Here is a 14183-nt window from a genome sequence, read left to right as displayed (position 1 = left end):
GAAGGTGTGGAATTATGGCTTCGGAAAAAGGATTGAAACGGAAAGGCTTTTGGAAGTACAGGGCCTTGATTGTTCTGGCACTGCCTGGTGTGCTGCTGATGTTAATCAATAATTATCTACCCATGTTTGGGATTTTTCTAGCCTTTAAGGATCTGAATTATACGGACGGGATCTGGGGGAGCAAGTGGATCGGACTAGATAATTTCAAGTTTCTGTTTGCTTCAAACGACGCGTGGGTGATCATCAGAAATACGTTGCTGTATAACATCAGCTTTTTAGTAATCAATACCATATTGGCTGTGCTGTTGGCCCTTATGCTTAACGAGGTTAAAAATAAATTCGCCTCCAAGTTTTTTCAGAGTACAGTGATCCTGCCCAATTTTATATCCATGGTCATTGTCGGCTATATTGTCTACGGTTTTTTAAATCCGGAACTGGGCTTCGTCAATAAATTCATCCTGGAGCCCTTAGGGATCGATCCTACCAACTGGTATGCAGAAGCGCAGCATTGGCCTTATATTTTGACCATTGTGAACACCTGGAAGGGTGTGGGGTATTCGGCAGTTGTTTACCTGGCAGCTATTGTCGGGATTGACTCCGAATATTATGAAGCTGCTGTCATTGACGGGGCAAGCCGCTGGAAGCAAATGACGAAAATTACGATTCCTTTGATTGCTCCGATCATAATCATCATGACTTTGCTGGCGATTGGCCGGATTTTTAATGCTGATTTCGGCCTGTTTTATCAGGCGACAATGGCATCCGGTATGATCAAAGAGACAACGGAAGTTATCGATACCTATGTATACAATGCGTTACTGGTCACTGGCGATACGGGACTTGCCTCCTCGGCAGGGCTGCTGCAATCCGTTGTCGGCTTCACGCTAGTCGTGACTGTCAACCTGATTGTTCGTAAAGTCAGCAAAGAAAATGCCCTATTCTAAAAGGAGATCAATATGAATTCCAAAAGAACCAATCCCGTCATCATTATTGTTCTGACCTTGTTTAGCCTGGCGTGCCTGATCCCGTTCTGGCTTGTGCTTATGATATCGCTCGCCGACGAAGACTGGGTAACGGTTCATGGCTACAGCTTCTGGCCGGGTAAATTCAGCCTTGTCGCTTATCAGTATTTAATTGAAGATGCCGAGAAAATATTGCGGGCTTATGGAGTGTCTGCTGTGGTAACGATCACCGGTGTGGCTGTCAGCTTGTTCGTGACTTCGGCAATGGCCTATGCGTTATCAAGAAAAGAGTTTCCGCTCAGGGGGGCTTTGAGCTTCTACATTTTGATTACGATGCTGTTCTCGGGTGGCTTGCTGCCCTGGTATCTTGTATACACCCGCTTTTTACATGTTCAGGATACTTTAATGGCTTTAATCATTCCGGGCTTGATAGGCGGCTTCAACGTTATCATCATGCGGACCTTCTTTACAAACAGTATTCCGCCTTCCCTGATTGATTCGTCACAGATTGACGGTGCAGGAGAATTTCGGACCTACTTCAGCATTATTCTGCCGCTATCTCTGCCTGTTATGGCGACAATCGGGCTGTTCACCACCGTATCCTACTGGAATGACTGGTTTACGAGCCTGGTTTTCATCCAGAATGAGAAGCTGTTCTCTCTGCAGTATTTGTTGACCAAGACTTTAATGAATGCGTCATTTCTGCAGACTATTGCCAATAAGGCCTATAGCTCCACCGCTCAGGTCACGACGCCGCTTGAATCGATCCGCATGGCGATGGCAATGATTGCGATCGGTCCGCTGGTGTTGGTATTCCCATTCCTGCAAAAATATTTTGTTAAGGGTCTTACAGTAGGCGCTGTGAAGGGCTGATCCCGGCAGTATGCCGGATTAGTATAGGCTAGCAAAGGTTTCGAAGGTAAAAATAGAAGAATTCCAGGGAGGTCTACTATTTATGAATTGGTTAAAAAAGAGTTCTGCTGTGCTGGCGTCGCTGATGCTGACTTCAGTCGTAGCAGCTGGTTGCGGAGGAAATAACACAGCAAATTCACCGGCGGGTTCAGCTCAGCCGGAGGTGACAGCCAGCACGGGGCTCAAGCCTTACGAGGTTGTAATGGTCTTCCCCGATGCGCCGCAAAAAGACAATCAGCTGGTTCAGGATGCGATGAATGATTATCTGAAACAAACATATCCGGAATTGAACATGACGGTTAAGCTGAATCCCATCGATTGGGGAGCTTGGAGCGATAAAACGAATCTGATGATGGCTTCCGGTGATAAAATGGACCTGCTGTTTACGGCGGATTGGCTTGGTTTCCAGCAGCAGGTTACCAAAGGTGGACTGCTGCCGCTTGATGATTTGCTGGCCAAGTACGGTCCTGATATCGAAGCCGTAGAGAAGGATTATCACGAGCCGGCAAAACGCGACGGCAAGCTGTACGGCATTCATACCCATCAGGAGCTGGGCGGCACGCAGGGTGTTTACTTGAACAAAGAGCTTGTGGACAAATACAGCTTTGATCTGACTGCACTGAAGTCCGGTAAAGTCGAGGATCTGGAGCCTATGCTCCAAACCATCAAGGAGAATGAACCGGGGATTACACCTTTGGTGGCACCAAGCTTTCCGCTCGAAGCTTACTATTCATCCACAAATCTGGACTCTATTGTAAGTATTGCTGCTATTAACACCGTAGGGACAGCGGCTGATGATTATACAGTCATCAATTCATTCACCACCCCCCGGTATATGGAGCTTGCCAAGCTGACTAACAAATGGTACAAGGCGGGATACATTAACAAGGATGCACTCACTCCCGGTTTAGATGCCTGGAAGAAAATGCAGGCCGGTAAAGGGTTCGCCTTTGTAGGTGATATGGACATTCTGGCTGATATGGAGATTGGTAAAGCTGCTATCTCACCGAATGGTTCGATTAAGGCAGGGCGTGAAATGCTGCAGATTCCTCTTAATATTGACCGTCTGCAGACCGGAAAGATGACAGCAACTATGTATGCGATTTCGAAGAGCTCAGAAGATCCTGAACGTGCAATGATGCTGCTTAACCTTTTTTATAAAGACAAGGAATTGCTGACCCTCTTTAACTTCGGGATTGAAGGGAAGCATTATGTGCTGCAAGATGGTCAGGTTGCTCTGCCGGAAGGTCAAACAACAGACAGCGTCGGCTATTATCATGATATTATGTGGCAAATCGGCAATCAGATGCTTAACTACACCCGTGTAGGAGAAGACCCGGATAAATACCAGAACTATGAAAAATTCAATGAACACATTTCTTCAAACCCTTCCCGGATTTTCGGATTTGTGTTTGATCCGGAGCCAGTCAAAAATGAACTGATCTCAATCGACAATGCCAATAAAACCTTTGTGGACGGGCTGAAGTCCGGTCAATTGGACCCGGAAGAGGTTGTGCCTAAAATGCTGGAGAAACAAAAGGCAGCGGGAGCCGATAAGGTGATTGCAGAAGCACAAAAGCAGCTTGATGCCTGGCTTAAAGAAAACGGCAAGAAATAGCGGTGCTCCATTACTAAATTCATTAGTTAAACGAATCTGTCTGACAAAGGGGCATAATCCTTCGGTTATGTCTCTTTTCACTTTTGGTCTATAGTTATAGATAAATAGAACATATAGGAGTGGTTGCATTGAGTAATACGAAATGGTGGCAGACAGCGGTTATCTACCAGATTTACCCCAGAAGTTTTCAGGATAGTGACGGGGACGGAATCGGCGATCTCCGGGGAATTATCAACAGATTAGACTATCTCGGTCAGCTTGGTATCACTGCGATCTGGCTTAGTCCCGTTTATAAGTCGCCAAATGATGATAACGGCTATGACATCAGTGATTATCAGGACATTATGAGCGAATTCGGAACCATGAAGGATATGGATGAATTAATCGAACAAGCCGGTCACCGCAATATCCGGATTATTATGGATCTGGTTGTCAATCATACTTCGGATGAGCATCCATGGTTTATTGAAGCCCGCAAGGGAAAAGACAATCCGTACCGGGACTACTATATCTGGCGTGATCCGGTAAACGGCGGAGTTCCCAATTCCCTGCGTTCAACATTCAGCGGTTCGGCCTGGGAGCTTGATGAAACGAGCGGCCAGTACTTTCTGCACTTGTTCAGCCGCAGACAGCCGGACCTGAATTGGGAGAATAGCAAAGTCCGGCAAGAGGTATGGGACATGATGAATTTCTGGCTGGATAAAGGGGTCGGCGGATTCCGAATGGATGTGATTGATCTGGTCGGCAAAGTACCGGATCAGGAGATTACAGGAAATGGGCCGAAGCTGCATGAATATCTTCAGGAAATGAACCGGGAGACGTTTGGCAAGCATGATGTTCTGACCGTGGGAGAGACTTGGGGGGCGACACCGGAAGCGGCGAAGCTGTATTCCAATCCGGACCGGAACGAGCTGTCAATGGTATTCCAGTTTGAACATATCGGTCTGGATCAGCAGGAGGGCAGAGAAAAGTGGGATTTGAAGCCGCTTGCTGTAAGTGAATTAAAACAGGTGCTGGCGAAATGGCAGACAGAGCTGGGGAACGAAGGCTGGAACAGCCTGTTCTGGAACAATCATGACTTGCCGAGAATTGTATCCCGTTGGGGGGATGACGGGCAGTATCGTGTGCAGAGCGCGAAGATGTTTGCCATTCTGCTGCACTTAATGAAGGGGACACCGTACATTTATCAAGGCGAAGAGCTTGGAATGACTAATTATCCGGTTCAAGAGATCAGCGAAGTGCAGGATATAGAGAGCATTAATATGTATCATGAACGGCTTGCAGGCGGATATGCCAAGGAAGAGATTATTCATTCCATTAATGCCAAGGGAAGAGATAATGCCCGGACACCGATTCAATGGGATGCTACCCCTAACGGGGGTTTCACAACCGGAGAGCCATGGCTGCATGTAAATCCGAATTATACAGAAATTAATATGAAGGCAAACCTGGATGATACGGATTCAGTGTTCCACTGCTACCGGAAGTTAATCGAACTGCGAAAGAACAATCCGATCGTTGTATGGGGGGATTTTGAACTGGTGACGGGTGTGCCGGATCAAGTGTTCATGTATTACCGCCGTTACGAAGGTCAGACCTGGCTGGTAACTGCCAATTTCAGCAGGGAGGCGGTGGCGCTGGAGCTGCCCGGATTCGGTCAAGCAGGGGAAATAATCATCGGAAACTATTCCAGAGAAGACTTAGACTTTAAACAATTACAATTGCGGCCGTACGAAGCATTCGCCGTTAAACTTTTGTAGGCTTTAACCCCATCCGGGGCAACATCGGGTACACCTGATGCTGCCCCGGTTTTGTTCTTTAATGGGGTTCTTTTACCTGTCCCCGTATCTCTTTGTAATACTGTGAAGGTGTAACTCCAACAATCTTCTTAAACACTTTGCTGAAATAAAAAGGGTCATCCAAACCAGTCAAATAGCCGATTTCACCAAACGGCAGATGCGTAGCTTCAATCAGCTCTTTGGCATGGTTGATCCTTACACGGTTGACATAGCGCATGATACTCTGGCCTGTCAGCTTGGTGAAGACGCGGTTCAGATAGTCGTAATTGCAGTCAAATTCCTGCGCGATCCCCTGCCCGGTAATTTTGTCTGTATAATGCTCGTGAATATAGTCCAGGAGAGCATGGACTTTAATCAGGGGCTTGGTATTGCTGCCTTCTTGATTTTGAAGTGCTGTAATGAAATGCTCGCGTGACACATCGATAATCCATTCGGTAAACTTCAGGGCGGTTAATCCGCGGTTGAAATATTTTCTTCTGTATAATAGAAGCATTTCATTCATAGCATGAAAAGATAGGACGTTTTTGGACAAAGCGTAATGTTTCGGGAAATGGCAAATGAAATGCTCTCCTTCGGTTTGCCGTATCTCCTCCTCAAGTATGAAGCGCCTGGCCATCGCCAGCAAATCCCTTCCCTGAGCGAAGCTCATATCCGGATGCTCAAAATGAATAAAGTAGTAATCGCAGACATGTTTTTCTGTTCCTTCATGTTCAATATTCGGCTCCAGTAAAAGGATATCTCCTTTTTTAAGAAAATAGTGAATTCCGTTCTCTTTAAGATGAAGTTCTCCGCTTTTGATGAAATAGAGGACATACTCGTTGGTTGTTCTTTTAAAATGAATCCAGGGCTGCTTGTAGGAAACGTATCCCATCAGTTTGATTCTCGGCAGCATTTCGGTATTGATTGCAAACATATTTACTCCCCCTTAAGGCAAGTGAAAAGTAGTTTTTGTACAAAAAGGGTATCTTTCTGCCATGTTCGTTTATTCTAGCACAGACTATACTTTAATTGTGTTACAAACGATATTTATAAGGGGCAGGGTGGTGCAGTTGGCAAAACTGAAAGTCGGTGTAATTGGTCTTGGCGGCATATCAGACATGCATATTTCCGGACTTCTGGCGAATGAAGAAGCGGTCTTGTGGTCGATTTGTGATTGTAAGGAGGAAGTGCTGGCAAGCCGGGGAGAGCAGTATCAGATCCCGGAATCAAGAAGATACCTGGATTATACAGAAATGTTGGCAGACCCTGAGCTGGAGGCTGTAAGTATCGGTACGCCCAACTATAATCATTATGAAATTGCCTGTGAGGCTATCAAGCAGCAAAAGCCGTTTGCTCTGGAGAAGCCGGTGACGCTTGATGAACGGGAAGCTGCCGCACTGCGTGATCTGCTGAGTGAGACGGATTTAACGCATATGCTCTGTTTCAGTTACCGGTACAAGCCGGCGGTGAGATACGCAAAATGGCTGATAGATCAAGGGAAATTAGGTACAGTTAAACATGTTTACGGCCAGTATTTGCAAGGCTGGGGGCTAAGTGAACGGGTTCCGCTAGTCTGGAGATTCCGCAGGGAGCTGTCCGGTTCGGGCGCGCTTGGAGACCTGGGTTCGCATCTGCTCGATCTTCAGCGTTTTCTTGTAGGCGATGTGGAACGGGTAATGGCAGATGCCGGAACGATTATCAAGGAGCGGCCTTTGCTTGATGGTGATGGTAAGGGTGAGGTGGATGTCGATGATTTCTGTCATGTGCTTGCCAGGATTGAGGGAGGGGTCTCGTGCACCATGGCCATCTCCAGATTTGCATTCGGCCGCGGAAACTTTCAGCAGTTAGAAATCTTCGGAGAACGGGGAGCAGTGCTGTATAACCTGGAGGAAGAGGATGTTCTATATGTTAAATTAGCTGAAGATGGCGATGAGGTATTCCGGAAAGTAGAGATTCCTGCAGAATTTCAGGTGGATCAAATGACAGCTTTCATTAATCTGGTAAATGGACATGGTGACGGATACGATGCCACTATGGAAGACGGCTATGTAAACCAGCATGCGATTGATTCAATCCTAGTCTCATTAAAAGAACAACGTTGGATTTTCATATAACAAGGGGGAAATATCATGTCTACAATCAAAATCACAGTCTGGAACGAATATCGTCACGAAAGACACAATGAAGAGGTTAAAGCTGTATATCCGGAAGGTATTCATACGGTGCTGGCAAGCTATTTGAATACACAAGAAGATATGGAGGCACGGACGGCGGTTCTGGATGAACCGGAGCACGGATTGACCAGCGAAGTGCTGGAACAAACGGATGTACTGCTATGGTGGGGACATTTGGCCCATGACGAAGTAAGTGATGAGATTGTGGAAAAGGTGCGGCAAAAAGTGCTGAACGGCATGGGATTAATCGTGCTTCATTCTGGACATAACTCGAAAATATTCCATGCTTTAATGGGTACCAATACAGGCGCCTTAAAATGGCGCGATGACGGTGAGAAGGAGCGGATCTGGATCATTGAACCGGGGCATCCGATTGCCAAAGGACTTGGAGAATATATTGAAATTCCAAAGGAAGAAATGTATGGCGAACGTTTTGAGATTCCGGCTCCGGATGAGCTTATCTTTATTTCCTGGTTCGAAGGCGGAGAAGTGTTCCGCAGCGGCTGCTGCTACAAACGCGGACAGGGGAACATCTTTTACTTCAGACCCGGGCATGAGACTTTTCCGGTCTACCATCAGCCTGAGATTCTTCAAGTCATCAGCAACAGCGTCCGGTGGGCAGTCAAAAGCAGCCTTGCCAAAGTCTCATACGGGCGCGTAGCGCCGCTTGAGCTGATTCCTTAAAACAAAAATGATTATTTTCTTGACATCGCATCGTGTCCACAACCTCAAAAAATTCGATAACACCGGCGAAGACATGGAGGACCTCATCTCCATCGGTACGATTGGGTTGATTAAGGCGATTGAGAGCTACCGCCCGAATAAGGGCACAAAACTCGCCACGTTCGCGGCCCGATGTATCGAGAATGAGATATTGATGCACCTCCGTTCGCTGAAAAAAACACGGAAAGACGTGTCACTTCATGATCTGATTGGGACGGACAAAGAGGGAAACGAGATCACCCTCATAGATATACTCGGCTCGGAAACAGATGATGTGATAAAAGAGGTGGATTTGAAGATAGAAAAGAGCAAGATATATCGGAACCTCGATATTCTCGATGAACGTGAGAAGGAAGTCGTGGTAGGGCGGTTTGGTTTGGACACAGGCGTGGAAGAAAGGACGCAGCGGGAAATTGCGAAAGATCTGGGGATCTCTCTGAGTTATGTGTCGCGTATAGAGAAAAGGGCGCTGATGAAGCTTTATCATGAGTTTTATAAGGCGAAGCGGTAGTTGAAAAGTAGCCTGTAGGAAAGAGACATTAAAGGTCTCTGTCTTACAGGTTATTTATTTTAGAAAACTCAATGATTAGATTCTATACACCACGCTTTAAGCTGATATAAATTGTGCTTTGCTGTGGTATACTCGAACTACAAGCGGAAATGAGGTGTTTCTGTGTTGATGAATATTACGCAGGACCTTGCCAAACTAATTAGACTAACAGGCGACCGTGCCAAATTGGATGCTAAAGCAAATGGAACATATATAGTATATAAGACAAATGAGGGGCAGATTGTTAGAGAATATAGTACGGGTAAGATCGAGAAAATGAATGAACAGGGTTGCTTATCTACCTTTTTTTGAAAGATGCTGGTTACCCGGGATTCAAGCACTTAAATTGCAGTGGATCGAACTATTTGAATATGGTGTTGATGTAACTGAAGAAAACCTGCCAATCATTCTTGACGAACTAAACCAGTTGAAGAATTGGACTGCCATTAAGTTAAACGAAGCAGACAAGGAATATCTCTTTGAAAATGTAAATCCGCTAACCGAAGAATTACCTCTGCTTTTCAGCGTAAAGATGCTGTTGTTATCATTGGATGAGATGGTTTTAGTAACTAGCCAATCCAAACTCCAACTTTATCTAAATTGTTAAGTGCTATTTTTATTATTTCTAAAGCGTTGTTCACTCTAAATTCAATATAGTCTTTTCTATAATCTGTATGTTGGCTAATACGATCTAAATTATCAAGCAAAATGAGAAACTCAAGTCTCAGTTTTTCAACATATTCATCGTATACAATAATATCATGAGTTTTTAGAACAGGTATTAACTCACATCCAAGCTCAACAATCAAATCATTTCCCCAGAGTGTTTTTCTGCATATCTCAACGCCAAATAAATCATTATGAGGCGATGGAACTTGCCTTTCTAAAGCATCAGTGACTATATCTTCTACATTTGCTTTACCTGTTAAGTTAACCGTTAGACTCATATTGTTAAACCTCGGTCATTTATTTTTCACTTATTCTAAGGAAAAATTAATATGTTGTCTATTAACGAATTCTCTTTAATCTGGGGCGCACATTTATAGTTAGTGATTAGCTATAACCTACAATGTGTTTCGCCCTACCTATGATAGGGTTCACTGTATTATCTGTAACGAAAATTATTAAGGCCATCCTTTTAGGATGGCCTTAATAATTTTTTAATTCGCAGTCTCCAGTAATCTAGCAATAATTGTCGCAAATTCCGCTCTAGTAATATCTTTCTCAGGCTTAAATGTATTATCTGCGTAGCCTGTAATAATATTATTGGATGCGAGTGCGTCAATGGAAGCATAATACCAGGCATTTTTTTGAACATCTGTGAAGGAGGCAGTTCCGGTACCTGTCAGTTTAAAAGCTCTGGCTATCAGAGCCGCTAATTCACTACGGCTGATCTTATCATCCGGACGGAAGCTTCCATCACTATATCCGTTCATCAGGCCAGATCCGGCAGCTGCCCCAATAAACTTATTTGCCCAATGAGTTGAAGATACATCTGTAAAGTTGCTTTGTTGTCCTTCAAGTCCCATGTGAGTTGCAATGACCTTAATGGCTTCGGCACGGGTCAGACCTGAATTTGGACGGAAGGTACCATCGGCATAACCCGTCAGTAGTCCCTTGGCAATAAGGAAGTCAATGCTTGCTTTTGCCCAATGATTGATTGTATCTGCAAAACTAACAACTTCCGGCTGAGGTGCAGGTGTTTCTACAGGCGCTGTTGTTGCTGGAGGAGTTACTGTGCCTACCCCAGTACCTGGAGCCGGGTTGGTTGTTCCGTTATCTATTGGACCGGGATTAGTAGAGTTTGAAACGTATCGAAGCGCCGGAGCAAAGGTTGTAAGGATTCTGGCTTTACTTTGCTGCTCAAGTGCATAGCCCATCCCGAGAATCTCCGCATCATCCCATGCTCTGCCAACAAGCTGCATTGAGATAGAATATCCGCTGTCATTCGTTCCTACAGGAACTACTACCGTAGGCAATCCAACAGTAGACGTTAGTACGCCTGTTCCGCGGTCAGAGCTTAATTGGGAAGCTGCAGCATCATTGTTGTATACGTCACTAATAAATCCTGCGTAGACAACAGCATCCACTTTATTATCGTCCATCCACTGTCTGATAACTTCCTTATAATCTGTTCTATACTTGATATAATCTTGAACAGCCTGTTCAGTCATACGAGTTGGGGTACTGTATGCTCTTTGATTATAAATAAGCACCTTATCTGAAGCTAATACACTTGCTCCATCAATGTAAGGGAAATCTTCATGAAGCTCAATATAGCGTGCCCAGCCTTCAGTAGATCCATTAATGCCCGAAGGACGACTAGGTCCTGATGGTACTGCCGACATTTCAACCATTGTTGCACCAGCTGCTTCAAGCTCTGAGAACTTATCCATTACTGCTTGTCCGGTATCATCATCGGCAAATGTAGAGACAAAGGATGCAGGAATATATCCGATTTTCTTGCCTTGCAATGCCTCTGAATCCAGAGAATCCTTCCAGTCAGCCGGACGCTTATTATCAGCATCAGCAGTCACTGTAAAGATATCCTTTGGATCTGTACCCGTTGTTGCATTTAAAAGAATAGCCAGGTCCGTTACTGTTTTGGCAATGGGACCTGCATAATCCTGTCCCCAGGTGAGTGGCATTACACCAGTAACACTTGCTATACCGTCTGTACCACGGAAGTTAGTTAAGCTTGCGCCAGTAGATGGTGCATAAAGAGATACCCCTGTTTGCGATCCCATTGCCGCAGCTGCGAAATCAGCGGCGACAGACACTGCCGATCCTCCGCTGGAGCCAAAAGAGGTTTTGGATGGATATAGCGCATTCCATGTCTGCATCCAGCCACTTTCACTGAAGCTGCCGCTATTTGCAAACTCGGAGGTATTGGTCTTACCAATAATTACAGCTCCAGCTTCTCTTAGTTTAGCAACCTGGTAGGCATCAGAATCAGGCTGCCAGCCTTCGAGGGCTTTTGTACCGCCTGTAGTCGGCATATCTTTGGTATCATATATATCTTTAATGGCAATTGGAATCCCTAGCAGATCACCTTTAGCGCCTTGTGCCCGGGCATCATCAGCAGCTTTTGCCTGGGTAAGCGCCGTTTCAGATACATGCAGGAAGGCATGTAATCCCATTTGACCTTCATCATAAGCCGTGATTCTATCTAAATACGCTTGAGTAATCTGGACGGAGGTCGTTTTACCATTTATCATATCCTGCTGCATTTGTGCAATGGATTTATTCGTCACATCGTAAGGGGATGAAGTTACTAGTGCTTTGGCTGCAGGAGCATTTGGAATCACCAGGCTATCTCCAGTATCAAGTCCTTCTATACCAGATATATCCCAGTTACTGATAGAACGAATTTGTGCGTTGGTTAATCCGGTCACATCCAGCTGACTGTTAAGTCCATTTAGCCTAGTAACCAGGTTGTTCAATCCTTCTTCACCGGCTTCTCCAACTTGTACATAATGTACAAGGGATTTCGACTCGCCCGGCCTTATATTTAAGGTATTAATGAACCCGTAGAAATTCGCATCATTTCCAGACTTGGCTAATGGTGTTGTGAATGGATCCTTTTGCTGATTACCCAGACCGGTTAATCCATTATTAAATGGAGCTGGAGAGCCGACTGCAATACCAAACGGCTTATTGTTTCTAGCGCTGCTGTCTACTACAATCCATGAATCATCTGTGGTTACCTCTAGATCATTGGAGTAGGTTGCCTTTACTACTGAAGCATTTGCCGCTGTACCATACCCCAAAGAGCCTCCGAAAGATACATCGACCTTTACAGCCTCCTGATTAATATTAGTGAAAGTATCAAAGAATCTCGTTCTATTATTTTTTGTATCGACATAAACAGCTCGAGTGACGGTTACATTTCCCAGATTTACCGATTGAGTTGAAGTGAAAGTATTAACGCCATCGAATTTCAGGTCAAACCCGCGCATCATTTGGCCATTCATCAGTGAGGCTGAAGGAGAGGACACTTTTACAAAAATATTGCCGAAGCCTTGTACTTGTGTAGATCCGACTGTGCGTAAGCTTCCTGTGTCTAAGCTGGGGGCAAAAACATCGTGAATCTCCCATACTGTGCCACTCTCTGAAGTGACTCTAGTTAAAGCATCTGCTGTTTGAAACGGAATGACTCCCGAAGCCATAACTGAAAACGCAATTGAAGTAGCGATAGTTTGCTTTTTACTCCAATTCTTTTTTGCCGGTGAAGATTCAGGTTGAGTGGAGCCAGAATGATTTTTTTTAGTTTTACGTAGATGCTTAAACTTATTCATTTAGTGATCTCCTTTTCCTCTATGTATATTATTAATTCATGTTAGGGAATATAACACCGTAATTCTTATCAGTCAATTAAAATTTTAAATTTGATATAACTTTTTTAGCTTTTAACAATAATTAAAGATTATATCTATCATTATTTGTTATATTAATGTTATATATTAAATGGATACATAAACAAGCGAATAAACAGACGCCCCCCTTAAAGCTGGCGTTGGAACTCCCACGGAGCTGATGCAGCTATGAGAGGTGTTTTTTATATGGGGGCGGACACTCTATTGTACAAGGTGGAAGGTATGGATTATGCTTGATAAAAAGGATGATCAAAGGAGATGCTGAGCGATGTCGGGGTACGATTTTCCGAGAAATGAAACGAAGAAGCCGGGGTATACGCTGGTCTATGAGGATGATTTTGATTCAGGATACCTGGACCGCAGCAAATGGCTCCCATTCTATCTGCCGCAATGGAGCAGCCGTGCAAAGACCCAGGCGAATTACCGGTTCGAGGACAGCCAGCTGATCCTGCAAATTACGGAAGACCAGGAGCCCTGGAGTCCTGAATTCAATGGGGAAATAAAGGTCAGCAATCTTCAGACTGGGGTCTATTCCGGGCCGCTCGGCAGCGAGTATGGCCAGCACCGTTTCTCCGGCAGCTGCCGCGTCCGCGAAGAACAGGCTGAGGAGAGGTTGTTTACACCTCAATACGGCTATCTGGAGCTTCGGGCGAAGGGGCTATATCATCCCAATAATTTGTGTGCCCTTTGGATGATCGGCTTCGAGGACCGTCCGGAGCGGTCTGCTGAGATCTGCGTGTTTGAGCAGAAAGGCTGGAATGGCGGAGACACGGAGAAGTCGGTCATCGGATTCGGCCTGCATCCTTTTGGGGATCCGGCCATCGAAGAGGAGTTCTTCGAGCGGGAGTTCCCTATCGACGCCAGCCGGTTTCACATTTATGCGGTAGACTGGACAGCGGAGGGCGTCGGTTTCTACATCGATAACGAGCTTATACATCACTCGAAGCAGTCGCCGGACTATCCCATGCAGCTGATGCTGAACATTTATGAAATTCCGCAGCCAGAGAGCGGGGACAAGTCAGCGCCCGAGTACCCGAGCGAGTTCCGGGTCGATTATGTCCGGTTCTATCAAAGGGATTAGGAAGCTCGG

13 protein-coding genes are annotated in these 14183 nt (G+C 45.3%); 10 read left to right on the top strand and 3 right to left on the bottom strand.

The features are described 5' to 3' along the window. Window positions 1-14 precede the first annotated feature (14 nt). The 4 genes from AWJ19_RS07135 (at window position 15) to AWJ19_RS07120 (ending at window position 5252) form a co-directional block, all read left to right on the top strand. Window positions 15-944, top strand: coding sequence for an ABC transporter permease subunit (locus AWJ19_RS07135; protein ID WP_082707743.1), 930 nt, complete (start codon window positions 15-17; stop codon window positions 942-944). Between the two features lie 12 nt (window positions 945-956). Next, entirely contained in the window at window positions 957-1835 is an 879-nt protein-coding gene (locus tag AWJ19_RS07130; protein ID WP_068722461.1) for a carbohydrate ABC transporter permease, read from the top strand. Between the two features lie 82 nt (window positions 1836-1917). Then, a complete protein-coding gene (locus tag AWJ19_RS07125; protein ID WP_068722459.1) occupies window positions 1918-3492 on the top strand; it encodes an ABC transporter substrate-binding protein in 1575 nt (524 codons plus the stop codon). 128 nt (window positions 3493-3620) lie between these two features. Next, window positions 3621-5252 (top strand): alpha-glucosidase, encoded by a 1632-nt coding sequence (locus AWJ19_RS07120; RefSeq protein ID WP_068722457.1) that lies wholly within the window; start codon window positions 3621-3623, stop codon window positions 5250-5252. Window positions 5253-5310: 58 nt separating this feature from the next. On the opposite strand, the gene AWJ19_RS07115 is transcribed toward AWJ19_RS07120, so the two are convergent. Next, window positions 5311-6204 carry an AraC family transcriptional regulator gene (locus tag AWJ19_RS07115; RefSeq protein WP_068722455.1) on the bottom strand — a complete coding sequence of 298 codons (894 nt, stop codon included), beginning with the start codon at window positions 6202-6204 and terminating at the stop codon, window positions 5311-5313. 130 nt (window positions 6205-6334) lie between these two features. On the opposite strand from AWJ19_RS07115, the gene AWJ19_RS07110 reads away from it, so the two are divergent. From AWJ19_RS07110 to AWJ19_RS35120, 5 genes are all read left to right on the top strand, one after another. Continuing rightward, the gene (locus AWJ19_RS07110) at window positions 6335-7384 is read left to right on the top strand and encodes a Gfo/Idh/MocA family oxidoreductase (RefSeq protein WP_241781631.1); all 1050 of its coding nucleotides are present in this window, start codon (window positions 6335-6337) and stop codon (window positions 7382-7384) included. Between the two features lie 15 nt (window positions 7385-7399). Continuing rightward, window positions 7400-8128: a ThuA domain-containing protein gene (locus tag AWJ19_RS07105; protein WP_068722453.1), complete on the top strand. Its 729-nt coding sequence runs from the start codon at window positions 7400-7402 to the stop codon at window positions 8126-8128. A gap of 7 nt (window positions 8129-8135) precedes the next feature. Further along, window positions 8136-8678, top strand: a complete 543-nt coding sequence (gene sigK / locus AWJ19_RS07100; RefSeq protein ID WP_082707741.1) for an RNA polymerase sporulation sigma factor SigK — start codon at window positions 8136-8138, stop codon at window positions 8676-8678. Between the two features lie 168 nt (window positions 8679-8846). Continuing rightward, entirely contained in the window at window positions 8847-9029 is a 183-nt protein-coding gene (locus tag AWJ19_RS36325; RefSeq protein WP_241781630.1) for a hypothetical protein, read from the top strand. Then, window positions 8998-9324, top strand: a complete 327-nt coding sequence (locus tag AWJ19_RS35120) for a hypothetical protein (protein ID WP_198536485.1) — start codon at window positions 8998-9000, stop codon at window positions 9322-9324. The genes AWJ19_RS36325 and AWJ19_RS35120 overlap by 32 nt, the downstream gene beginning before the upstream one ends. On the opposite strand, the gene AWJ19_RS07090 is transcribed toward AWJ19_RS35120, so the two are convergent. Next, complete coding sequence (locus AWJ19_RS07090; protein WP_068722452.1) at window positions 9287-9664, bottom strand: hypothetical protein; 378 nt, start codon at window positions 9662-9664, stop codon at window positions 9287-9289. The genes AWJ19_RS35120 and AWJ19_RS07090 overlap by 38 nt on opposite strands. 213 nt (window positions 9665-9877) lie before the next feature. Beyond that, window positions 9878-13015 carry an amidase family protein gene (locus AWJ19_RS07085; protein ID WP_241781629.1) on the bottom strand — a complete coding sequence of 1046 codons (3138 nt, stop codon included), beginning with the start codon at window positions 13013-13015 and terminating at the stop codon, window positions 9878-9880. Window positions 13016-13361: 346 nt separating this feature from the next. Here AWJ19_RS07085 and AWJ19_RS07080 point away from each other — a divergent pair, with 346 nt between their 5' ends. Then, the gene (locus AWJ19_RS07080) at window positions 13362-14174 is read left to right on the top strand and encodes a glycoside hydrolase family 16 protein (RefSeq protein ID WP_068722450.1); all 813 of its coding nucleotides are present in this window, start codon (window positions 13362-13364) and stop codon (window positions 14172-14174) included. Window positions 14175-14183 lie beyond the last annotated feature (9 nt).

This window comes from Paenibacillus sp. DMB5, from assembly GCF_001517085.1.
Taxonomy (GTDB): Bacteria; Bacillota; Bacilli; order Paenibacillales; family Paenibacillaceae; genus Paenibacillus_AQ.
This window is presented reverse-complemented; position numbering and strand designations above follow the sequence as displayed.

Excerpts from the sequence above, each read along its gene's own strand:
- AWJ19_RS07080 (WP_068722450.1), top strand. The coding sequence starts at position 13,362 with ATGTCGGGGTACGATTTTCCGAGAAATGAAACGAAGAAGCCGGGGTAT.
- AWJ19_RS07125 (WP_068722459.1), top strand. The coding sequence starts at position 1,918 with ATGAATTGGTTAAAAAAGAGTTCTGCTGTGCTGGCGTCGCTGATGCTG.
- sigK (WP_082707741.1), top strand. The coding sequence starts at position 8,136 with ATGATTATTTTCTTGACATCGCATCGTGTCCACAACCTCAAAAAATTC.
- AWJ19_RS07085 (WP_241781629.1), bottom strand. The coding sequence starts at position 13,015 with ATGAATAAGTTTAAGCATCTACGTAAAACTAAAAAAAATCATTCTGGC.
- AWJ19_RS07135 (WP_082707743.1), top strand. The coding sequence starts at position 15 with ATGGCTTCGGAAAAAGGATTGAAACGGAAAGGCTTTTGGAAGTACAGG.
- AWJ19_RS07105 (WP_068722453.1), top strand. The coding sequence starts at position 7,400 with ATGTCTACAATCAAAATCACAGTCTGGAACGAATATCGTCACGAAAGA.
- AWJ19_RS35120 (WP_198536485.1), top strand. The coding sequence starts at position 8,998 with ATGAACAGGGTTGCTTATCTACCTTTTTTTGAAAGATGCTGGTTACCC.
- AWJ19_RS07130 (WP_068722461.1), top strand. The coding sequence starts at position 957 with ATGAATTCCAAAAGAACCAATCCCGTCATCATTATTGTTCTGACCTTG.
- AWJ19_RS07090 (WP_068722452.1), bottom strand. The coding sequence starts at position 9,664 with ATGAGTCTAACGGTTAACTTAACAGGTAAAGCAAATGTAGAAGATATA.
- AWJ19_RS36325 (WP_241781630.1), top strand. The coding sequence starts at position 8,847 with ATGAATATTACGCAGGACCTTGCCAAACTAATTAGACTAACAGGCGAC.
- AWJ19_RS07115 (WP_068722455.1), bottom strand. The coding sequence starts at position 6,204 with ATGTTTGCAATCAATACCGAAATGCTGCCGAGAATCAAACTGATGGGA.